The organism is Nostoc sp. (genome assembly GCF_036917755.1).
Taxonomy (GTDB): Bacteria; Cyanobacteriota; Cyanobacteriia; order Cyanobacteriales; family Nostocaceae; genus Nostoc.
In genome coordinates this window covers 1-21,204 of the sequence record NZ_JBALFC010000136.1, presented here as the reverse complement: position 1 = coordinate 21,204, position 21,204 = coordinate 1, and the positions used below count along the sequence as shown (strand labels likewise).

Below are 21,204 nucleotides of genomic sequence, written 5' to 3'. Positions count from 1 at the left end.
ACTATCAATTAGAGGAGTCTTACGCATGGCTGCAACCTTCATGAAGGTGCCTAAGTTTCGCAATGCCCAATGGGTGAGCTTTATTGGTGGAGAAGGGATTGTACGGAGCTACACACCTGAATATGGCAGATGGATGTATCTCATTGAGATGGCATTAGGGCAAGAGCCTGACTTTGGCAGAGTTGGTGCAGAAACGATGATACTCCTTACCGAGGCAGATTTACTTACGACATACAGCAAATTTCAAGCTGATGAAGTAAACAATCTAAGTCTCAAACCCCGGCGTAAAGGCTGTTTTACTTCTGTTAGCGCAGTGGAGCGTAGCCAATTCTGACTTCTGAATTCTGCTGTAAGTAGGTTTTTGATAAGCAGGATGAAGAGGTTGAAAATGTTTAAATCTACCGATTTAATTCGGGGTAAAATCTACTCTTGCCGAGGGGAACAAATCAAATTTAGCCATCAATCTCATAATCAGAGATTCTTTTTTGTAAACAGTCGTCGTAAGCGCTTGATGTTTACATCCAATTTCATTCAGCGAGAACTTTATGAAATCAAAGTACTAGCAGAACAGTAGGGGAAGCTTCATGCAGCAAGACAACTCTGATTTAGTCAAACAAATCAAAGACTTCAAAAGTTATAGTTACTCCTGAGATGAATTTATCCAAAAATTCAATTTTGACAAACAATTAGAGCAAGACTTCAATATTATTAATGCTCATTTTAGCTAATTATAAATCAAGTACTAGTCCCTAATAAATGCTAGAGATTTTTAAACAATGGCTAGGATGAATAGCGCTTCATTAGCGGCGAGTAAAAAGGAATTACCATGAGACAACTTGTTATTGCTGAACGCGTAAGCCTCATTGGTCATATCGTGTCAACAGTATTTGGATTGGTAGGAATACTACTGGTTGTACCTAATGCCCAAGTAATTTTTAACTTATCCGAGGTTGGACAAACTGCCATGCAATGGAGTATGGCAGGAGGCGGTGTAGTTTATATGATTTTAGGCGCGGCAGGTGTTTTCTTGTATGCCACGCGGATTTTGGGTTTAGGTCGCGCCTTAGCATTTCTGTTGCCATCAGTATTTATTTCTCTAGGAAGTGAATTACTAGGAACCAGTACTGGTTTTCCATTTGGTCATTATAGTTACCTAAGCGGTTTAGGTTATAAGATTGCGGGTTTAGTCCCATTTACAATTCCCTTATCGTGGTTTTATTTGGGATTTGTTTCTTACCTGCTAGCACGTACAGGTTTAGAAGTGGACAAAAAACCCAACTTGTGGCGTCATATAAGTGCGATCGCTTTGGGCGCTTTATTACTAACCTCCTGGGATTTTGTTCTCGATCCTGCAATGAGTCAAACTTCTCTACCCTTTTGGTATTGGCAACAACCAGGCCCCTTCTTTGGAATGCCTTACCAAAACTTTGCCGGGTGGCTAGGTACTAGCTCAGTATTTATGGTTGTTGTAAAGCTTGATGTAAGCCAGCATCTTGAACGATCGCTAAAGTATAACTTAAAGCATCATCGCAGGCATGGGCATCGGCAATAGTGCATTCCATTACTAGGTTATCTAATGCCGTATCCAAAAAAATACCTTGATCGAAGATGCAGACCACGGCAAAGTACGGGGTAAGGTGAGGAGTCCTAGCCAGGGCAAAATAAAACGCCCGAATTGCAGCAGACTCAGGAGCAGCAAAAGACTTTTGACTTGCCCAAGTTAAAAATTTTTGCAAATATGAATCTTGAGCCACTAGCGCATCAACTTCCTGCTTCATCAACAGTACTAAAAAATCTGCACTCCGCAGCATGGCGACCGTTAACAAAAAGATTTCACGCCACCTGGGTTCAGTAATATGACTAACCAGACGTTCTAACGGTTGTTCTAATGTTTGTAAATTATAACTGGCAACGATTTTTCGAGCAGTTAGGTATTCTTGAAACGTCAAATAAGAGAAGGAGAAAATCCCCCGCACTCGTTCTGCTAGTAATCCATGTTGTAACTCTATGGTCTGAAGTACCCCTTCACTATTTAATTGCAATTCCTCTGGTTCCGTCGAAGCATTCGGTAAATCACAGATATAATCGCTAATGTATTGCTCAACAATGCGTTGTTCAAAAAAGTAATTCCCCTGGTCAAATGTCGCGCTAGCAACGTGACTCAGCAACTTCAGATTTTGTGATAATAAGAAACCTTCGTACACTTCATCGCGTTCAATTGCTTTAGTTTCATCCCATTTGCCCAGGAGGAGGTCTAAACATTGCTTATAAAACGCAATTTTTTGGTTTGGGAATTTGTTCTGGTGATGAAAAACCCAGCAGGCGAGATGTAAAAACAAGGGGGAGACGGCAAGTCTACGAAATTGTAAGTTTTCGGGTAAATCTAGTTTCTTAATAAACTCAATTGCCTGTTCTTGTTTATTCTGGATGTTCGTTTTTGTAAGTGCTGTAAACCACTTCTGAGCAAAAGCAACAATTTGGTCTTGACTAAATGGGGCAATTTCAACATCTGTAAAGCGTCTAAGGTTGAAAGCTTTAGCCGCCGTGCGGCAGGTGACGACAAATATATTCTTTTGATACTTTTCAGAGAATCTGCGAATCTCATTGGCGACACCCTTTTTTTCTTGATGAAGCACTTCATCTAATCCATCCAGTAACACCAACACTCTGCCTGACAACAACAAAGTTTCCAGCATAGATGGATCTGAAATTCCACAGGTGAGGAATTCTTTGGAAATATAGTTGAGTAAATTGAACTCTCCTGCAACTCTCGTTTCATCGGCAAAATCTCTTAAGGTGACAAAAATGGCAACCCGATTTGCAGCAAATCTACCTCGGTTGCATTGAATCGCCAGATGTTGTAAAAAAGTGGTTTTACCTGCTCCCGGTTTACCCAACACCCGTAGCTTTGAGTAAGTTTCAGCTGCCGCGATCCCCGCAATTTGTGTTTGGGATACTTCACCTAAACCAAAGCGATCGAATTCTTTTGATGTAAACTTTTGCAAGTCAGCAAACTCTAACCACTGAAGGCTCGGAATCTCCTCCAAAATGTTGACATCTATGTAAATGTCGTCGATTCTAACGGGGCGACTAACATCTAATAACTGCAAAGTGCCGCACTGGTCTTGAATTTTGTCAAAGCGTTGCGATCGCACTTGTTGTACTAGAGCATCAATATCCAAAAATTCAGTAGCACCAAGTTCTTTTGATTCAGAAAATTCTTCTGGAGGATTAGCCGCAATCTCCCGCCAATTCAACGACAACACAGAACAAATTTCTATAAAGATATGACGGTCAACCGAACGCCCAGTAAAAAACCGCCAAATTGGTTGGCGAGTCTTTAAGTTGACTTCAAAAGCCAAATTGTCTTGTGTCCACCCTTTATGAGCGAACGCTTTTTTAGCTTGTTCAATCCCGGCGAGTGATGCTTCGAGCGATCGCTTGACCATAGGAGCTTACACAGATAAAATAAGAATTCTTCAACTTGACATTATTGCAACATACAGTTTCGGAACTACTTAGAAACTATTTGAGTTATTTTTAAATGCTAATGATTTATTTAAAGCATCTTCCGCTAATGTCCTCTCATTGCATTCTTCTCAGTTAAACATGATTGGTTTAAGTGTTCTTTTTAACTTTTTATTTTGTGTATTAGAAAATTGTGGTATATTTAGTAACTCTAGTGCTGCGGCAATCTAAACTTTATGTAAGATTAAATAGTCGCTATTATTGTACCACTCCTTTACGGTTGTGTATAAAGTTAACCTAATATTGTTAGAAACTAGCAAGATAAATGAAACCAAACTTGATAAGCTCATTAAGTTCAACTCATAGCTTTAGAACTTAAGAGCCATTAGATAGAGGTAAACCACAGGTTCATAACTCTTCATTTCTGGAATTTTGTGGCGATGTTCTTCAAACCATGCTTTTAAACGAGGAACTCGCTCTTCAACTTTGACGTGTTTATGAACTTGTAAATTACAATAATAATCAGCCAACTCATGTAAGTGAGGAGCAACTATTTGATAGGATGGCAGTCTTTTTAATACATCCTGACAAGTTTTTACTAGTTTTATGAGATAGCCGCCATCGTCTTGTTCTTGACGAAACTGGTAGTAATTAATGCATTCAGCGTTAGGTGTCAAAGCATGTAAGCAGGCTTGATGGAGAGTACGGAAATCTTCTGGATCTTGGGAAGTACTGCGATCGCAGATGTATTTTAATTGTGTGGGATTTCTCACCCAATCAACCCCAAATGCCGATGGAATGCTTCAACAGCATTCGCCACACCATCTTCATCCCTAATCTTCTGGCCTAACTCCTGGGCTTTACACCGCATGACCTCATCACCCAGTACTACTTCAATTGCTGCTGCTAAAGTTTTTTCTGATATCTTCTGGTACGGTATAGATTGTGGGCTGACTCCCAACCGGGTTAGCTTTTCACCCCAAATCGGCTGACATGCTTTGAAAGGTACGGTAACTGATGGTATCCCCGCACGTAACACTGCCGCCGTTGTACTAGCTCCTCCGTGATGTACTACTGCTGGCACTTGGGGAAACAACCAATCATGAGGAACTTCCTTGATCACAAACACTCGTAGCAAATCTTTTATATTCACTGTTCTTCCAACGTCCCCCCAGCCTGACAATATAATCCCGCCTTGATGGGTTTTCTTCAAAGCTTCCACAATGTAGTGTGTAAGATATTCTGGATTGGGCATCGTCATGCTCCCAAATCCAAAACATAAAGGCAATTGCTTTCGTCCCAGAAAATCCTCTAGTTCCAGGGGTGGCTCGTATTCGGAGGCTTGCTCAATAAACCAAAACCCAGTTACATACACCCATGCAGGCCAGTCACGGGGTCTTGGGATGACGTGTGAACTAAATCCATACAATACAGGGATTCGTGATACATTTGCCTGAGTCTTCTGTCTGAAGCGTCTGCCCAAATATGGTAAAGGCGGCAATTTCAAAGTTTCTGTTCTGAAGTGATTGAGCAGTTGACGATATCTTTGCCAGTGCAAAAACTCTACCAGCAAGTAGGTGGCATAGTTGATCGCTTTCTTTAGCGGGTTTTTAGTTATTTGAGCAAATCTCAAAAACCCAAACATCCCTGTAGGACTCAACGGCAGAACTGATGCAAAAAAGCAGGGTACACCTAATTTCTCTGCGATATGATATCCAAAGGTAGCTAACGGCGTGTAGATAATCACTTCACTTCCAACACACGCACTCCAAGCTGATTCCAACTGTTGGAGTAAAAGCTTATCTCCTTCTTCTTTTTTCAACTTTTCTCCCGCAATCAATCGCTGCCCTTGCTTGGATTGCAAAAACTCTTCCATATTGCCAGCGATCGGCGCAAACTTTAAATCGAACTTCCTCACTAATGCTTCAAAGTTCTCATGGGTTGCTACGGTTACTTCATGCCCCGCACGTTTCAAGCCAATAGCCAAAGCGCAGTATGGTTGCAAATCTCCTCTTGAACCTACTGTTAGGATCGTAATTTTCAGTTTCCGGCTTGGTGCTATAGGTAGACTTTGACTCAAATGCTTTTTCCTGCTGAAAACTCCAGTATCTAAAAATTGTACTAATTTCCTGCGCCTCTAAGCGATAAACCAATACAGTTTAGATCAGCCTGCTTTTTCGTAACTATTCCCTTACCTTCACAGAGGAACTTTCTTAACTGAACTACATTGAGCCAATTACGTAGGCGCAGCCCGTCGTAGACATCGCTGTTGCATTGGTTAATATACAGTCAAAACAATTCACGCATGATCAATCTCATGAAATGGTCAAGGGAATCCCGTTATCTTTGGGTTTCAACTTAAGAATAAATGGAACAGCTTTCAACACCCAATCAGACACGGGTGTATAATTAGCAGCTTCTTCTCCAAAGCTAATTGAGAGCATATCAGTATGAATAATACCTGGATTGAGGGGTATAGCTGCCATACCAGTTGGCAATTCTTGTGCCAAAGAACGAGTTAATCCTTCGATTGCCCACTTAGAAGCACAGTATGGTGCAACTCGGGCTGAAGTTGAACGTCCCCAGCCTGAACTAAAGTTAACAATAATACCCCGTTTGTTTTTCACCATTGCTGGTACGAAATGGCGAATTATATTCGCTACTCCTTTGATATTGATATCTATTAGATCCGAAAATTCTTCAGATGGTATTTCCCACAAAGGTGCTGGATAATTGGTAATTGCCGCATTATTAATTACTATATCTGGCGGTTCATATTTTTGAAGTACGTCTAGTGCCCATTTTTTAACAAGCTGTTCATTTGCTACATCTACGGATGTGAAATCGTTGGGCGCACTAAATTTCTGGCGTATTTTATCAACAGCATCTGATGAACGGGCGCAACCAATAACAGTATGTCCCTGTTGAATAAAACTCTCAGCCATCGCATAACCTAGACCTTTACTTATGCCTGTAATTAAGATGAGCTTACTCATATATTTCTGGTATTATTAGATTTCAGTTTTTTTCGGGTCGGTTTCGTGGAGGTAAGGTTCGTCCATCATAAAACTGAATAACTAACTTACTTAGTCCGAGCCATGCTAGTGCAAAAATTAAGGGAGCTAGAGTTTCAATCACAACTACTACAACTGATGTTGTCTGAAAAAATAAAAAAAGCATTGGAGTCCAAGCCAAAGTAAGTACTGTTGCAACTCCACTCCCAAATCTCAATCGCTCAATAATAGAAAGCGCCGAGCTACAACTGGCACATTTTTCCGTATGAGAATGATACCTCTCCAGAAGCACGGACTTTGCCAATGGGGGAGAAAAAGTCTCTTTGCCAAATGGTTCAGCATTATATTGGTTTACCCACTGACGCAATTCAAATACAAAACTATCTGCTTTGGTTGGAAGGTAAAAGGCTTTAGTAAAGTTAGGGCTACCTCCTTTAGCTTCAAGATACCTTTCTTGATAGTGGAGAAAAATTTGATCGTCTTCTAAAACACCATTTTGTCCAATGTGGTAATACCAACGCGGTGTCGGTTCGCAGACTAAGTGAAAAATTCTCAACGGAAGAATAGGGTTTCTGGCTTGTGTTGTCGCAGACTAAGTGAAAATTTGTCGCAGACTAATTGAAAATTTCCTACCAAATTCGCAGACTAATTGAAAATTTCTTTTGATTCTGCACGTAACTGTATTGTAGTATTTTTATCTTAACCTTAGTACAGCCCACCTTAAATGAGGTACGGAATTCACTTTTGGAATGAGTAGCGTCTAGTGTGATATCTCCGCTTGTTATAGGCCAATACGGTTCAGTTAAGGCTAAAAGTCTTTATCAAAGTCAAATTTTTTAACGTAGACGCAGAGCGGCTTGCCGCAGGCTACCGCAAAGGCACAGAGAGAACAGAAAGAAGAAAAAAATACTTAACTGAACCGTATTGGCATATAGAGACCGAAAAAACTAAGAATAGACTAACAACAAGGACTGTTGAAGTTTTTGATGATTTGAATGGAATTGACCTATCCTGGGCGAGTAAGCAGTATCTTGGTGAGCGCGATCGCTAACTGAAGAAATTCTATCCCGCTTGGAATTGTTGTGTTTTGAAGCTTAAAGCTATAGAATTTTTACGTTTTTTCTATTCTTCATGACCTCAATTAAGGCTTGAATGATTAGGTCAACTGTACTAATCTAGTCTCAATTCAACTAAAAAGCGGAGATCAATTGTGATTGATCACACTGGTATCGTTGTGAGTGATTTTGAGCGAAGCAAGTCCTTTTATGCTGCGGCATTAGAACCAATTGGACTCTCACTCATTTTAGAGTATTCACAGGAAACAAAAAATTTTTGAATATTAATTAATACCAATATTCATGCCCATACAGTTCATAATACTTTTTCACATCTAATGAAACAGGTGGATGCCAACCTGATGCTTTCAATTCATTATACTCTGGATGTGTTATGTCAAAATTCACAAATAACGTTGTGACTTGATCACAAGTTTTATAGCAATAAGGCAATTGTATAGGATTGTACCATCCTGCATCTTGAAATTTTTTCGGATAATGGCATCCTTGGTTAATCACTTCTAATTTACCACGTCGATATTGATATGACATTTTTTCGGCTTCAGCAAAGCCTAAAGCTCTTGCTTCGGCTGGAATATCAAGGCTAAAACCAAACTCATCTCTACCAACAGTTAAACAATAGTCTTTATAACTGTAACAAATATTAGTTGCTGCACTGTAACCTGCTTCTTTTGCTTCACTGTCTAATGATTTAAGCACTTCCAGTGTAGATACTTTAAATAACTGATCTATTTTAAGAAGCCACATTTGATAAGGAATGCCACACATTCTATTTTGAGGTGGCAAACCTAACGCTTTACATACTTCGTGATTAGGGCAGTTCTCTGCTAGTTCACCCGTCATCACTTTGCAGTCTAGAAATAACCAACAATCTTTCTCCTGAATTTTAGGCATATTTAATTAGATGTTTTCAATTATTAGGATACTCAAAAATCAGTTAAATTTTAGCAAAGTTATCTTATTTTTAGACTATTTTACCCTAAAATAAACGTTAGGAATAAATCGAAATTTTCTAAATTGTTATTAAAGCAAAAAGGAGAAAATGAATAACGCTATTATTCCCATCGAATTTGAACTCGCGGCAATAAAAATAGCTCAAGCGCATTTCCATTGGCTACGTTTTAAAGTATCTCCTATCCAGGAGAAGGGAAGAGTTTACAATCGCTCATCAGACGCTATTTATTTTGAAGCTTACTTTCAAAATAGTTTGATTGATTATGATCCTCTCCACAAACATAATTACTATCCTAGTTTTAACTTTTACTTGTTGCCAGGAAAGAAACTAATTCAGTTAAGTGGCTGGTGGCGCGATCAGGTGTTAACTTTCATCTACGCACCATTAGACCCAGAACCATACAATAAGCACTGGCAAAATGACAAAAACTTGGCTGTACCTTGCCCCTATCCAGACGGCGATAAATTTGAACAGATGGCAATCGCTTTATTTTCTTTAGTTCAGGAGTATTTAGTAGGGTATGAGGGGTGATGCTGCTTCTTCAATTGTCTAGGATTTTTCAGCCAAGCCATTTAGTAGCTCAACTTACCCAATCAACCCCAATATGCTTGGGTTAAGCATTTTTTCTCTTCTCTCTGTTTCCTCTGCGGTAGCCTGCGGCAAGCCGCTCCGCGTCTACGTTAAAAAAGTTGACTTTGACAAAGAGTTTTAGCCTTAACTGAACCGTATTGTGTTGTAGGCATGGCAATTTTCATTTACAACCCTTTTTTACGATGACGTGTACTTAGTCTTAGTGATTTATTCCAACATCTGTGTCCGAAAATTAAGTAATTTTTCTAGCCCAAGTAAAGGAAAAAATGTATCATTTCTAACTCTTGGCTCTTTTGCTATCAAACCTTCAAATAAATCATAATTGTAATCAGAAAGGTTATTTAATGTGTTCGATTTTGCTGCTTCTAAATCTTGAATTTGACTATTGTAATTAATAGATTCTATTTCAGGTACTTGGCACAGTTTGTAAATCTGGAAAGACAGAGCAAATTCTTCGATATTGGCGATATTTATTTGAGAATCGCGTAAATCAAAGCCACATTTACATTTGAACAATCTCGGTTTTAAAAACTTTATTTTATTATTACAGTTGTAACAAGTATCAATCAAAAAACATTTATGAAATGGACATACTGTGACACGAGATAGATGCCAAACCTGAGAATAATAAGCTTTGGTCTGCCAACAGATAGGGCAAAATCTAGCCCCAGTTTTATTAAATAAGGAGGTAGAAATATTTTCGCCAAATGCTTTGACTACGCTTGTGAAGATGTATGCAGAGCTACAAGAATTAGTTGAAGAAAATGCCATTGCCCAAAGAATACTGTCTTCTACTTCAGTGATCTGACTAAGGATGCATAAATCATCAATTTTAGAGATAAAAATATTACTATATATTCCTGTGACTCTCAGTTGAGAAATTTTTAAAATATAATTTGGAGAAGGGTAATAATTAGTATCTGCAAGTCTAGCAATATAGCCAATGAGACTCTCATCTATATACGGGCGAGGTCGGCGCAAAAGTTTTTTATTGGAACACACGTTTAATATTATTTATGCAGAACATCCGATGCCTTTTGATTTCTCTTTTTAGTTTTAATTCTTTGGTTAGTACTTCCTATATTAACCAGAGATTCGTTTAAAGATATTTTCTTTTCTAGATTTACTAAATAATCATCGTTAAGGAAAGGGTTTTTCTTGTAAGGCTTATCAGCTCTTACATATTTTTCAAAAGCCCTAGCCAGAACCGGGTAATCAAGTTTGTTTAAACCTTCTGTTAATGTCAAGTAAGTTCCATAACGAACTAGCTTCATTACGTAAGCTATAATTCCATCAGAAGCATAGTAAAAACGAAAAGCCATCTCCTCACTAGCTAAATTTGATTCTAATTCAAGGGGAAGCTGCGATTCTATTGCGTGTAAAAAAGTCCGAAATTCTTTTCCGCAATCCTCTGTCCAAGAAAAAGGGCTAAGATTATGTCTATTAGCAAATCTTCGGCTTAATTGAGGATTAAATTTAAAAACTGCTTCAGCTTCGGGTAATCCAATAAGTACCATCGGTACCTTTGTGTCGAGTATTAAATTTTTCAGCCAATCTGATACTGTTCTGAGAACCTTGGCTGAATCCCTATCAATAAAGTGTTGAAATTCGTCTAAAAAAACTAAAGAAACTCCACAATCTTTCATCAATCCAATTAGTCGGATTGTTTGATTGCTAATGGTGCCTTTTTCATAAGCAGGGTCTCCCAATTCCCATAACAGCTTACTCACAACACTTTTGACGGTTGCTGGAGATGGAATGGTCACAGACAATAATTTTACAATAGTACCTGAATCTGTTTCAATCCTGGGATATTTTTGAGCATAGCTTTTAAAAATAGTAGTTTTACCTGCTCCAGTTTCCCCCTTTAAAAATAAGCATTCAGGTTCATCTTTGAGATTAGAAAAATTATGACAATCCTCTATTGCAGATAAAATTTCTTTAAATCGAGGATAGGCAACATAAATATTATTAGCTATGGATAGCTTTTCTGATAAAGTCATGTTTGACAAAGATTTTGGAATTTTTGGCATATTAATAGTTTTTATGAAGGTAATCCGATACTGACATCCCAACCAGACAAGTCTGGCTTCCATGAAGCAGTTTCTTCTAAATTTTCAGAGAGCTTATCACTAACTTCAACATTAGATTTTTTATTTGGTGAGCTTTTTCGCCTATTTGGTTTTATTGAATTCTCTCCACTGTCTTTACAAGATGGGCTTTGAACGTTATTAAAATTTTCAACTTCTATTTTTTCTCTATTTTTCTCAATTGAGGATGATGAAAATTCATTGTTGAATGCACTACCAAGCTCTGATATACCTGACATTACTGAAAATTCACTCTTTGGTATAGTAACAGTTTGAGGAGCAATTGAATTTATAGCCATATCATTATTCAAAAGCTGCTCATCTTTAGAAAACTCAAAGTTTCCTGTATTCAGCCCTGAACGACCGATACCTTTCCATCTCGCCATAGCAGTACGGGTTTTGCCTTTCTTTGATGACATCCATTCATGCTCAACAATTTTTTGAATCTGCTCTTTGGCTAAAGCTAATGCTATAATATCAACTTTTTCAGCTTCCTGGCGTGCCAGTTTTTTAATTACTTGGTGTTGCCAAATACTTAACCCTTTAGTATACTCTTGGCTGAGAGCAGGAACAGATAAAAATTGATGAATTGTTGGATCAAAAACATAGATTTGAGACAAATCTGTAGGGTCATATTTAATAGTTGCTTTTTCTGATGCTAAAGCTGATGAACGGAAGCGAGATAATTCAAAACTATTGTAAATAAGCCCTTCAAACTCTACCCCCCTTCTAGTGACTTTGCGTGTGGTTATATTTCCCACTAATACTTTTAGTTGTTGATAAGAACCTGGTAAAGCTGGAGGAAACTCTTGGATAGCTTTTGACCACACAGATGTCCGAGGCGATTTTAATTCTGGATGAGAACTTTGGTTATAAATATCGATAATGAAGATATGTAGAATTTCTTGCAGTGCTTCAAAAGAAATCACTGCATTTTTCAGAGGGTTGTAATCATACTTCTTCATAAAGTTTGAGAAACTTTTCCCTGGTAGATCACTCAAAAGTTGACTATTTACTGCACCAAAATATCGTTCTATTGAACTTTTGTACCAGGGCATTCTGGGTGGTGAATATTGAATAGCTATTCCCAAAGATAAGCAAGCATCTTCAAAATGTGTACTATAAAATTCTTTTCCATTATCAACCACAATCACTTCTGGCAGTCCATAAGTGTCCCAAGTATTCACTACGCTTGGGAAATTTTCGATTAGATAATTTTTGGGACGGATAACGTGTAGCAAACATTGCATTACCGATAAATAGCTCGGAGGTTCAAAACTGGCGTAATACCCTAGTATGACTCCTGAATATTTATCTACAGCAGAAGTTAACCAAGGGGTGCCAATAGGCATTCGATGTTCTGCGTCTACTACAAACAATGGCAGTTTAGTGTGGTCAATTTCTATCCTTTCTAAAGGACGATTCGGGCGTGGCCCCTTCATTACTGGGTCATACATTTGAGAGGCTATACGGTTGCCTAAACGTTTTTTAGCGACTACACATGGATCTAATTTAGATGCAAATCTGTAAATAGTTGAACGATGTGGAATTTCTAAAGCTTTTTGACCAATGCTTGCACGAGTAAGATTTTCCTGCCTAATTTGGCGCAGAATTTCATCATGTACATCTGCCATATCTGGTCGAGAAGGATTTAAATAGATTTCTTGAATGCAACTATCAATAATTTGAATTACTTCTTTCTCTAGTTTGGGTCGGTAATCTCCTTTGTATTTATGCTTAGGAACTAATGAACGAATATCCTGACCTGAGCTTTCATAAGCTTTTAGCCAACGGTAAAGTGTTAACCAATTTGGCGGACTAAGGTCATTAATTTGTTCTGATACTTGTTCAATAATCGGTTGCAGACTAGCTGGAGTCCTTTGAGGTATATCTTGCTCTAAAACAAAGCTTACATAGCTGTATTTTCTTTTGGCTTCAAAGCGAATTTCTTCAGGAAGTTGAGTAAAATCAGCTTGAGTCTCATTTCCTTTTCGTTTAACAACACCAAAAGATTCTGTTGATTGAAGTTCTAATTCTTCCCTAAAAAGAAACTGAACTAAAGCTGTATATGTAATTCTAGACAAGACTTCGGTAACGACTTCACATATCTGTAATTCACCATTGGCTAACTGCTGTTTGATTACATATTCGCGCCCTTTTAGCCAAAAATGAAGTCCAGGTCGGATTTGGTATCTATTCATACATCCAAAAGTAATGCTTGAACATCACCTTTAAATTGAGATAGTTGAATTAGACTTGCTGCACCTATAGATTCCATTAAATCTGTTGACAGCCAGCCAAAATACAGTAGTTTGAATAATAGATTGGGATATATTCCTTTTCGCTCTAGATCATGACACACCTGTTTGAAAGGCGTTGGTTCTCTGGAAGTGAAATAACATTGACAGTCTAAGTATTGTTGTAGTGTCAATGGACTACGGGCATACTTGTATAACAGCTTAATATTGTCCAGTTTAGGTTGCTGCCGAATCATTGTATCAGTCACTACCATAAATCTCATGCTCCGCTCTTCACATAAATGGCTGATATGTCTCCATTTATCAAGATTTTTTTGGTCATTAACCTGGGATGCAGGTTTGACTTCTATCACCTGTTGTTGCCCTATTCTTTGTACCCAGAAATCGGGGGTATAGTTTTTAGTTACACCTTTTGAGATGTAAGTTTTTTTGTATAGGTAGGCCAGTATACTTTTGCATCTGTCCCGACAACACTGAAGGGATTACCTTTATAATAAATTGGGGACTTGTACCAAACATCAGGCACACTGAATAAAGGTTTCCCTCGCCATTTTTCTACCCAAGCATCTACATTGGCAAGGAATGGCGATCGCCACCTAACCACAGTCCGAGTTGCTTGAATGAGGTGCTTTTCAAACACCATACAATCACGAATAGAACGCGGTCGCGGTACGGGAGAGAGTAATATCACATCACTCAATGGGTGAGTAGTTCCTGCTGGGCGTTGAGTAGAAACAAAATCTCGGATTTTTGCAGATGCTTCGCGGGCTACTTCTCCGCCATCCAAAAAAGCCTGCATATCAACTAAAAAAGGCGCAATGTCCTCAGACATTACCTGTCTGCCTGCTTGCAAACTTACCACAGTCTGGTCATTATCAACGAGCAAACCCAACAGGGGAATTGCCTGCGGGTCAGAAGTCAGAATAAACGTCAGTAGTTTCATGGGGTGGTTAATTTTCGATAATGCCTACTACCCGCGATGGCCCGGCAGAGGCATCTTTAATTTTCAAGGGAAAGGCTGCAACCTTGAACCCATAAGACGGCAATTGATTTAAATTAGCTAGGCGTTCCAATTGACAGTATTCTTTATCGATCCCCACAAAATGAGCTGCCCAGAAAATATCATCTCTGCCACTTTCTTTCGCCTCTTTTGCTTGGACTCTTAATGGTACGTCCCAGCCCCAGGAGTCAATACCCATAACTTTGATACCTTTATCAATTAGCCAATGAGTTGCTTGGGCACTAACACCACATCCGTGAGTAAAATATTCTGGCGTTCCCAGTCGTCTATCGTTCCCAGTTTGGATTAATACAATATCAAATGGTTTGAGCTGGTAATTAATCTTTTCTAAGGCTAACTCAACATCCTGCACTGTAATGGCAGAACCATCTGACTTGTGTCGCATATCTAAAACAACACCATCACTGTAACACCACTCCAATGGAATCTGATCGATTGTCTTGGCCTGCTTACCCTCAGAAGTTGGTGCATAATGCCACGGTGCATCCATGTGAGTTGTGCCGTGAGTCGATAGCTTGATCGTTTCATTAGCCCAACCTAATTTGCCACGAAGATATTTTGGCGTAATTCCAAATAGTAGCCAAATAGCAAACCGTCCAAACTTATGTCCCTGATAAGTGACAACATTGCGTGCCCACCAGGGGGCCCAATCCTTGTCATTTTGCAGCGTATCACTCAAATCAATTATCTGCAATTGGCGATCGCTAGATGAATTAGCGCCTTTGAAATTAAGTAGTTCTGTCATTTTTATCTCAGAAGAAGAACGATAATATTTCCCATTTTACTGAGAATCAGGTAAATTATCTCAGCTCGACTTTATCCATTTTTGATTGAATCAGGCAGCGTAAACAGCAATATCTCTCAAACGCTCGAATAAAAGACGAGGGACTTTTATCATTTGAGTGGTTTCGGAAGATGTGGAAAAAGTGCTAGCCCATAAAAATCGCCTAACTAAAGCCAGTGCATCGGAAAAAGTAGGCAAAGCTTTGGAGTGCCAAATTGTTTGTTTCATTGTCCAAGAAAAATTAGCTTGTAAATGGTCTGCCAAAATCACAACCAAGGAAAATAATCCCAGCAGTGTAGGTGTTGTACGAGCAATTGACTGGTCTGACCAAAGACAAGTTGAGTTTCAATCCCTAGATGTTTCCTCACTTCCTCAAAAGTTACTTCTATCTGCCAGCGACGTACAAACCACTCCAAGATTTGTTTAGGAGAATATTCTTGATTTGTAGATAACAAAGCCTGCGATTCAAATTTACCGAGTGGGTCACGTACTAATACCCAACGAATTGGAACAACAGGTAAACCTGTGTGATACCAAACCGCAGTTCCAGTACAACAGCTTACCAGGCGTTCTCCTTCTCCATACCAACGGTTAACCTTGATTGTTTGCCATTGAGTTTGTGAGTCTACAAGCACTTGCTCTAAATTAGGTAATCTTGCCCCTTTGAGTCGAGGTCGTCCCATCGTCTGAGAGGTTCTTTCCGGTGCAGGCTCATATAAAGCCGCATCCAAACGTAACCGAGTAATTATATGTACTGGCATGACACCTTGGCTTACTGCTGCCATTCGTTCAAGTGCAGCAAAACTACTATCTGCAACTACAACCAATTCTCTGTTCGGCAACCACCGTTTGACTTGAAATATGATCTGTCTTGCCCAATCAATCAGTTTTTTATGACGAAGCTTATACTGTTGACTGTACCGTTCTGATGGTGCCAGCACTGTTAGGAAAGGTAATGCCCAGATTCGTTGCGCCCAAGAAACTTCAACTAACAGCATCATTGATAACCATCGTAAGCCACTAACCTTAACAACTTGGCTGTTACTTGAACGTACTGGGTCTCGATATATTCCTTTTGCCTTAATTTTCTTGCCTTTACGGCGTTCAATCGTATCATCTATTCCCATGATGATTGGCCCAGTTGGTAAAAACACTGTTACCATGAGCATTAATAAAATTCGGCTTGCTTCCAAACTTGACCATACTGCGCGATTTAATACACGATGATAATTTTGGAAGTGTTCCTCCTGATTCAGTCCCATAACTACCATTACCGAAGTAATGGTACGTTTACCTGTTGTTAAAATCGCTCCCATTACCAAAGTTTGGACATGACACCAGACTGGCTTGGTAAACAGCACCCTAAACGGTAGTAGGATACTGGCGATTTCAACTGGTATTGTTGTATTCATCGGAAGATACACACAATTATCTTTCAGTCTCAGTGTATTCCTTGTGTCACCAGTATTCATCAAAATTTTATTTAAATGTTATGTATGGTTATGTATGCAGCAAAACCCACATTTTTTAGCGATCGCCTACATTTGTGATCACCCTTAAGCAAAAATGGATAAAGTCGAGCTCAGAGGATGTTTGAAAAGTCGGTGATGCAGCATCCGTTCTCACGGATGGTCAAATACCGTGGTACACGACAACAATGCTTATTTGAGATTGGTGTCGTCTAATCACAGAATTCAAACAAGAAGTTGCGCTCATTTTTCTATTGATGGATGATAAGCAGTATCAGCAAAAAATCACCCTTGGATATGACACCTGCTACAAATTCTTCAAACGAATCCCCAAAGCTGCAACGCAATACGCTGCAATTGCGCCATGCGGTCGTTATGGCAGTCGCTGCGATGTCTCCGGTGGGTGCCATCTTTTTTAATACCATTCCACAAGCGGGACTCGTCGGTGCAGCGATGCCGTTGTGTTACATCATTGGTTTTGGGGTGGCTCTGCTGGTTGCCGATCAAATCAGCATACTTGCAGCCGAGTTTCCCACGAGTGGCTCGTTGTATACCTTTGTGACTCAAGGATTAGGAGTGCGCTGGGGCTTTCTCGCTGGCTGGTTGAGTTTAATTTCCTTTGGTGTAGCTATTGCCTTTGTCTTTCTAGTAATGAGTGCGAATTTTCAAGAACTCTTGCTGCACTGGTTCGGCGTACACCTAAACTGGACATTATGGTATTGCTTGTTCGCTTTGATCGTGGGGGCAGTGTGTTATCGCGGCATTCGCTTCTCGCTGCAATTGGATCTGACGCTATTGATGTTTGAACTCGGCGTTTGTCTGTTGCTCGCGCTCATAGTGTTCATACAAGCTGGCAAAACCGGACAACTGACGCTCTTACCCTTCACGCTGACGCTCTTACCACAGCAGAGTAACGTGGTTGCCGGTGTCATTTTGTCGATCCTCAGTTTCGTCGGGTTTGAATCCGCAACCACGTTGGGTGAAGAAGTTAAAAACCCCCGACAGTCAATTCCGAAAGCGACGGCGATCACCCTAGTTTTAGTCGGTGTGTTCTATGTGCTGATGTCATATGTGGCAACGGTGGGATATGGCATTCATAACATGGCAGCCTTTGCCCAAGATGCTGCCCCCTTCGATACGATTGCGCGTCACGTTTGGGGGAATGGGTTTGCCTTATTGATTGATTTTGCCGGAATTATGGCTGGATATGCCTGTGCCGTTGCCTTTCTCAACGCTGCTGCTCGGATTGTCTATGCCATAAGTCGAGAAGAACTATTTCCCCGTTGGTTGATGCACATTCATCCCACCTATCGCACACCGACAAATGCCATTCTCGGGTTGTGTGGCAGTTCTGCGTTTGTGGGGCTGGGGTTGGGAATACTGTGGACACCGATTCAGGCATTTGGCTTTCTAGGTACAGTCTTAACGCTCGCTGCCCTAGCGATCTACGGATTGACTAGTTTGGCGTGTTTTCGATATTTCTCGACAAAACGCCGCGCTCGGTTGGAGCAAAACTCTACTATTGGCTTTGGTTGGTTGCGTTATGTTCTGCTACCTTGGCTCTCGATAATTACGATTAGTGGTGTTCTAGTTGGCACTCTTTATCCCCCTCCGCCAGCACCGCTTCACTTAGCACCAGTTGTCGTCTTAATTTGGCTATTGCTGGGCATCGGAGTGTTAAGGTTTCTGCAAATTCACAAACCCGAAGCTATTCGTCAGGCAGGTAGACTATTTGTCGTTGATGAAACTGAAACCCTCAGTTAGAAGAAAGCGATCGCTCTTGAGTGATGGTGTAGGACCATCGGTGAGAGGTTAAGATAATTTTACTTTTGTCATTATCCAATTCACAAATTATCTCAGCTTTTTATTGCAAGCGTACAGATACACTACCTGCATGGGCTGGCAAACCTTCTGCCTCTGCTAAGGTGACAGCTGCTTTGCCTATTGTCTGTAATGCTTGTTTGTCACATTCTAAATAAGTAATTCGTTTGAGAAAGTCGTAGACACTCAAACCAGAGGCAAAGCGGGCAGAACGGGCAGTTGGCAGTACATTGTTGGGGCCTCCTAAATAATCGCCAATCGCTTCTGGAGTATAGCGTCCTAAAAACACGCTCCCGGCACACTTAATTTGATCGGCAAGCAGTTGCGGGTTGTCTACACACAATTCCACATGTTCAGGAGCGAGTTGATTGAGCAGTGGTATACTCTGTGCTAAATCTGACTTTTCCCGTTATCTCCTTGATGGAGCGATCGCTTACTATACCCCTAGCCTAAAGCCCTATTCTCTCGTGATTAATTATCATTAAAATAAAGTTGTTGAGAATAAGATATCATGTGAAACCCTTGCTATTTCGTTGTTTCACGACTTAACGGGAAAAGTCAGGTCGGCCACAAGCGAAAGTTTTGGCAATGTGGAGTTTTGGTATAGGAATGATGCTTTTCCCCGGGTCTAACAACAGTAGCAGTGTTTTTAGCACAACTACTAGGTGAAAAAGAAAATACAGTCCGGCAGAGATTGCGAGAATGGTATCGAGATGCAGATGATAAAAAAGGTACTCAACGACAACTCTCTAGATGTGAGCAAGTGCTTTGCACCATTATTAGGCTGGGTAGTTGACAAGTGGTATTCAACAGAATCACAACTGGCCTTGGGAATGGATGCAACTACGTTGGGTAGTAGATTCACGGTCTTAGCAATTAGTGTACTGATTCGTGGCTGATCTTGACTGATTTTTTACTCTTTGACAGCATCTACCACCTGGTATGGAATGCGCTCTTGGATTGAGTGCGGTTTCAAGGATACTAAACGTGGTGGTCTACACTGGCATTTTACCAAAATGACTGACCCTAAACGTGCCGAACGACATTGGTTAGCGATCGCTCTAGCGACTTTCTGGCTGGTCGGTGTTGGCAGTGAGGCTGATGCTACACCTCCTAATAGTAATTATGATGATTTGCCACCAGATCACATAGCACGTACTCAACCACCAGCTAAAAAACCAACACGTTTTTTAAGTTGTTTTCGACGCGGTTTTATTCAGATTCTTGTTGCCTTGTTACTCAGTTAACCTTTGCCTATTGGACTTCCGAGGTGCCTTTTCATCTTTACAAGCGTGCCATTCGCCCTTTAGCTCCTCTTATTTATACATCACTTAGTCAAATAGTCGTATTTTCCACAAAGTTGCTGTATCCTAATTATTCTGTGCGATTTTTCAGTAGTCAACTGCATCACAGTTTTTATCAACTATGGAACTTATCAAAAAATCTCAAAAACTCACCGTCAGACAGATGAAGTCAATCGAAGAAGCAGAAGACCAACTTCTTCAACCTGATATCGTCAATTTTTTACCCACTGTCCTTGATGAGCAACCAGCAGCAATCCCAGACCCAAGAGAACCGAACTACATACCATTGCGCGATAATCCCATAGTCCAATCTGTGGGCAATTCCGGCTGGCAACCGTCTGACATCTGGCGGGAGATGAGAGTCGATGATTTCTGTGGGTGATACTAGGAGTGAAGGATAAATCATTGGTTAGAGTTCGATGATCAATTATTGTATATATGTCAAAAGATTATCTATTAAATTTTCTAATAGCATTGGAACAGAGTTGAGACAGTCATTAAAGAAATTATCTGAGTTCATTGGGTACTGGGGCTATTACCACAGGAGTTTGACTTCCCAAGGCTGTCTTTGCCCAAGTGCTTTCATTACACTGGACCTTACCAAGATTCAAGTGGAAGAGAACCCACATCTTTTCCGTATGAAAAGTTGACTGGACAACCGTTAATTTATGCTTCGCTTGGAACTATACAAAATCGTTTAATAGAAATTTTTGACAGTATTGCCTCAGCTTGCGTTGGATTAGATGCTCAGCTGGTTATTTCAGTTGGTGGTTCAAGTGGCTCAGAATCGCTACAAGGATTACCTGGCTCTCCGCTAGTTGTTAACTATGCACCTCAACTGGAACTACTTGAAAAGGCAACCCTTACTATTACTCATGGAGGCTTGAATACAGTTTTGGAATCTTTAAGTAACAGCGTTCCAATGGTGGCTATTCCAATTGCTAATGATCAGCTAGGAGTAGCAGCACGTTTAGCTTGGATAGGGGCTGGAGAGGTTGTGCCCTTGTCTCGATTAAGTATTCGTCGCCTACAAACCGCTATCCATAAGTTAATGACAGAGAATTTATACAAAAAAAAGCTAGTGTGGTAAAATTTACTAGAGAAGACGACTCTCTAAATTAGCCAAGTAACCCTTGGGATCTCTGCGAAATCGATATTGTTCAATTCTGGCAATGCGTGGTGTTTTTGCAGTTGAGAGCGTAATTCGAGCCAAGTATGAATATCAACTTGTGCTAAATCAGATGCGGTAAAAGAATGAAGCTTAGTACACGTCACCGTAAAAAAGGGTCGGAAATTATGCGGCAATCACGAGGTCACTTGGAGTCATATTCTTGGAGTCTTGTTTCAAGCATT

At 40.1% G+C, this 21,204-nt stretch carries 20 protein-coding genes and 5 pseudogenes; 9 read left to right on the top strand and 16 right to left on the bottom strand.

Annotated features, from left to right (window positions below; genetic code table 11):
- Positions 1–25 precede the first annotated feature (25 nt).
- The 3 genes and pseudogenes from V7L05_RS28860 to V7L05_RS28850 all read left to right on the top strand — a co-directional run.
- Positions 26–334, top strand: a complete 309-nt coding sequence (locus V7L05_RS28860; RefSeq protein ID WP_335169307.1) for a hypothetical protein — start codon at positions 26–28, stop codon at positions 332–334.
- Between the two features lie 54 nt (positions 335–388).
- A complete protein-coding gene (locus V7L05_RS28855; protein ID WP_335169305.1) occupies positions 389–574 on the top strand; it encodes a hypothetical protein in 186 nt (61 codons plus the stop codon).
- A 252-nt stretch (positions 575–826) separates the two neighbouring features.
- Positions 827–1,477 (top strand): annotated as a pseudogene (locus V7L05_RS28850) (carotenoid biosynthesis protein); the annotation flags it as partial.
- On the opposite strand, the gene V7L05_RS28845 reads toward V7L05_RS28850, so the two are convergent.
- The 6 genes and pseudogenes from V7L05_RS28845 to V7L05_RS28820 form a co-directional block, all read right to left on the bottom strand.
- Positions 1,458–3,449 carry an NACHT domain-containing protein gene (locus V7L05_RS28845; protein WP_335169303.1) on the bottom strand — a complete coding sequence of 664 codons (1,992 nt, stop codon included), beginning with the start codon at positions 3,447–3,449 and terminating at the stop codon, positions 1,458–1,460. The pseudogene V7L05_RS28850 and the gene V7L05_RS28845 overlap by 20 nt on opposite strands.
- A 387-nt stretch (positions 3,450–3,836) precedes the next feature.
- Positions 3,837–4,241, bottom strand: coding sequence for a DUF2600 family protein (locus V7L05_RS28840; RefSeq protein WP_335169301.1), 405 nt, complete (start codon positions 4,239–4,241; stop codon positions 3,837–3,839).
- A complete protein-coding gene (locus V7L05_RS28835; protein ID WP_335169299.1) occupies positions 4,238–5,548 on the bottom strand; it encodes a glycosyltransferase in 1,311 nt (436 codons plus the stop codon). The genes V7L05_RS28840 and V7L05_RS28835 overlap by 4 nt, the downstream gene beginning before the upstream one ends.
- A 235-nt stretch (positions 5,549–5,783) precedes the next feature.
- Positions 5,784–6,464 (bottom strand): SDR family oxidoreductase, encoded by a 681-nt coding sequence (locus tag V7L05_RS28830; protein WP_335169298.1) that lies wholly within the window; start codon positions 6,462–6,464, stop codon positions 5,784–5,786.
- A 22-nt stretch (positions 6,465–6,486) separates the two neighbouring features.
- A pseudogene (locus V7L05_RS28825) lies at positions 6,487–7,008 on the bottom strand (Rieske 2Fe-2S domain-containing protein); the annotation flags it as partial.
- 817 nt (positions 7,009–7,825) lie between these two features.
- Complete coding sequence (locus V7L05_RS28820) at positions 7,826–8,452, bottom strand: hypothetical protein (RefSeq protein WP_335169295.1); 627 nt, start codon at positions 8,450–8,452, stop codon at positions 7,826–7,828.
- A 148-nt stretch (positions 8,453–8,600) separates the two neighbouring features.
- On the opposite strand from V7L05_RS28820, the gene V7L05_RS28815 reads away from it, so the two are divergent.
- Entirely contained in the window at positions 8,601–9,044 is a 444-nt protein-coding gene (locus V7L05_RS28815) for a hypothetical protein (protein ID WP_335169294.1), read from the top strand.
- Between the two features lie 267 nt (positions 9,045–9,311).
- Here the strand turns inward: V7L05_RS28815 and V7L05_RS28810 are convergent, their stop codons facing one another.
- From V7L05_RS28810 to V7L05_RS28775, 9 genes and pseudogenes are all read right to left on the bottom strand, one after another.
- Positions 9,312–10,085, bottom strand: coding sequence for a TniQ family protein (locus V7L05_RS28810; protein WP_335169292.1), 774 nt, complete (start codon positions 10,083–10,085; stop codon positions 9,312–9,314).
- A 29-nt stretch (positions 10,086–10,114) separates the two neighbouring features.
- A complete protein-coding gene (locus V7L05_RS28805) occupies positions 10,115–11,137 on the bottom strand; it encodes a TniB family NTP-binding protein (protein WP_335169290.1) in 1,023 nt (340 codons plus the stop codon).
- An 11-nt stretch (positions 11,138–11,148) separates the two neighbouring features.
- Positions 11,149–13,395 (bottom strand): Mu transposase C-terminal domain-containing protein, encoded by a 2,247-nt coding sequence (locus V7L05_RS28800; RefSeq protein ID WP_335169288.1) that lies wholly within the window; start codon positions 13,393–13,395, stop codon positions 11,149–11,151.
- Positions 13,392–13,706, bottom strand: a complete 315-nt coding sequence (locus V7L05_RS28795; RefSeq protein WP_335169287.1) for a hypothetical protein — start codon at positions 13,704–13,706, stop codon at positions 13,392–13,394. Before V7L05_RS28795 ends, V7L05_RS28800 begins: the two co-directional genes overlap by 4 nt.
- Before the next feature lie 45 nt (positions 13,707–13,751).
- Positions 13,752–13,820, bottom strand: a pseudogene (locus V7L05_RS34890) (hypothetical protein); the annotation flags it as partial.
- Positions 13,821–13,855: 35 nt separating this feature from the next.
- Entirely contained in the window at positions 13,856–14,395 is a 540-nt protein-coding gene (locus tag V7L05_RS28790; RefSeq protein ID WP_335169285.1) for a hypothetical protein, read from the bottom strand.
- A 7-nt stretch (positions 14,396–14,402) separates the two neighbouring features.
- Positions 14,403–15,218, bottom strand: coding sequence for a cyclase family protein (locus V7L05_RS28785; protein WP_292791277.1), 816 nt, complete (start codon positions 15,216–15,218; stop codon positions 14,403–14,405).
- 90 nt (positions 15,219–15,308) lie between these two features.
- Positions 15,309–15,485 (bottom strand): hypothetical protein, encoded by a 177-nt coding sequence (locus V7L05_RS28780; protein ID WP_335169282.1) that lies wholly within the window; start codon positions 15,483–15,485, stop codon positions 15,309–15,311.
- A 38-nt stretch (positions 15,486–15,523) separates the two neighbouring features.
- Entirely contained in the window at positions 15,524–16,669 is a 1,146-nt protein-coding gene (locus tag V7L05_RS28775; RefSeq protein WP_335169281.1) for an IS701 family transposase, read from the bottom strand.
- A gap of 354 nt (positions 16,670–17,023) precedes the next feature.
- On the opposite strand from V7L05_RS28775, the gene V7L05_RS28770 reads away from it, so the two are divergent.
- A complete protein-coding gene (locus V7L05_RS28770; RefSeq protein ID WP_335169280.1) occupies positions 17,024–18,490 on the top strand; it encodes an APC family permease in 1,467 nt (488 codons plus the stop codon).
- 100 nt (positions 18,491–18,590) lie between these two features.
- Here V7L05_RS28770 and V7L05_RS28765 read toward each other — a convergent pair.
- Positions 18,591–18,947 (bottom strand): annotated as a pseudogene (locus tag V7L05_RS28765) (histidinol dehydrogenase); the annotation flags it as partial.
- Positions 18,948–19,266: 319 nt separating this feature from the next.
- Between V7L05_RS28765 and V7L05_RS28760 the strand changes: the two are divergent.
- The 4 genes and pseudogenes from V7L05_RS28760 to V7L05_RS28745 all read left to right on the top strand — a co-directional run.
- A complete protein-coding gene (locus V7L05_RS28760; RefSeq protein WP_335169278.1) occupies positions 19,267–19,446 on the top strand; it encodes a hypothetical protein in 180 nt (59 codons plus the stop codon).
- Positions 19,447–19,467: 21 nt separating this feature from the next.
- Positions 19,468–19,794: a hypothetical protein gene (locus tag V7L05_RS28755; protein ID WP_335169277.1), complete on the top strand. Its 327-nt coding sequence runs from the start codon at positions 19,468–19,470 to the stop codon at positions 19,792–19,794.
- A 178-nt stretch (positions 19,795–19,972) separates the two neighbouring features.
- Positions 19,973–20,233, top strand: a complete 261-nt coding sequence (locus tag V7L05_RS28750; protein WP_335169275.1) for a hypothetical protein — start codon at positions 19,973–19,975, stop codon at positions 20,231–20,233.
- A gap of 156 nt (positions 20,234–20,389) precedes the next feature.
- A pseudogene (locus V7L05_RS28745) lies at positions 20,390–20,926 on the top strand (glycosyltransferase); the annotation flags it as partial.
- Positions 20,927–21,204: the final 278 nt, after the last annotated feature.

Excerpts from the sequence above, each read along its gene's own strand:
- V7L05_RS28830 (WP_335169298.1), bottom strand. The coding sequence starts at position 6,464 with ATGAGTAAGCTCATCTTAATTACAGGCATAAGTAAAGGTCTAGGTTAT.
- V7L05_RS28805 (WP_335169290.1), bottom strand. The coding sequence starts at position 11,137 with ATGCCAAAAATTCCAAAATCTTTGTCAAACATGACTTTATCAGAAAAG.
- V7L05_RS28820 (WP_335169295.1), bottom strand. The coding sequence starts at position 8,452 with ATGCCTAAAATTCAGGAGAAAGATTGTTGGTTATTTCTAGACTGCAAA.
- V7L05_RS28760 (WP_335169278.1), top strand. The coding sequence starts at position 19,267 with ATGATAAAAAAGGTACTCAACGACAACTCTCTAGATGTGAGCAAGTGC.
- V7L05_RS28750 (WP_335169275.1), top strand. The coding sequence starts at position 19,973 with ATGGAACTTATCAAAAAATCTCAAAAACTCACCGTCAGACAGATGAAG.
- V7L05_RS28795 (WP_335169287.1), bottom strand. The coding sequence starts at position 13,706 with ATGGTAGTGACTGATACAATGATTCGGCAGCAACCTAAACTGGACAAT.
- V7L05_RS28780 (WP_335169282.1), bottom strand. The coding sequence starts at position 15,485 with ATGAAACAAACAATTTGGCACTCCAAAGCTTTGCCTACTTTTTCCGAT.
- V7L05_RS28775 (WP_335169281.1), bottom strand. The coding sequence starts at position 16,669 with ATGAATACAACAATACCAGTTGAAATCGCCAGTATCCTACTACCGTTT.
- V7L05_RS28785 (WP_292791277.1), bottom strand. The coding sequence starts at position 15,218 with ATGACAGAACTACTTAATTTCAAAGGCGCTAATTCATCTAGCGATCGC.
- V7L05_RS28800 (WP_335169288.1), bottom strand. The coding sequence starts at position 13,395 with ATGAATAGATACCAAATCCGACCTGGACTTCATTTTTGGCTAAAAGGG.
- V7L05_RS28855 (WP_335169305.1), top strand. The coding sequence starts at position 389 with ATGTTTAAATCTACCGATTTAATTCGGGGTAAAATCTACTCTTGCCGA.
- V7L05_RS28790 (WP_335169285.1), bottom strand. The coding sequence starts at position 14,395 with ATGAAACTACTGACGTTTATTCTGACTTCTGACCCGCAGGCAATTCCC.
- V7L05_RS28860 (WP_335169307.1), top strand. The coding sequence starts at position 26 with ATGGCTGCAACCTTCATGAAGGTGCCTAAGTTTCGCAATGCCCAATGG.
- V7L05_RS28845 (WP_335169303.1), bottom strand. The coding sequence starts at position 3,449 with ATGGTCAAGCGATCGCTCGAAGCATCACTCGCCGGGATTGAACAAGCT.
- V7L05_RS28815 (WP_335169294.1), top strand. The coding sequence starts at position 8,601 with ATGAATAACGCTATTATTCCCATCGAATTTGAACTCGCGGCAATAAAA.
- V7L05_RS28770 (WP_335169280.1), top strand. The coding sequence starts at position 17,024 with ATGACACCTGCTACAAATTCTTCAAACGAATCCCCAAAGCTGCAACGC.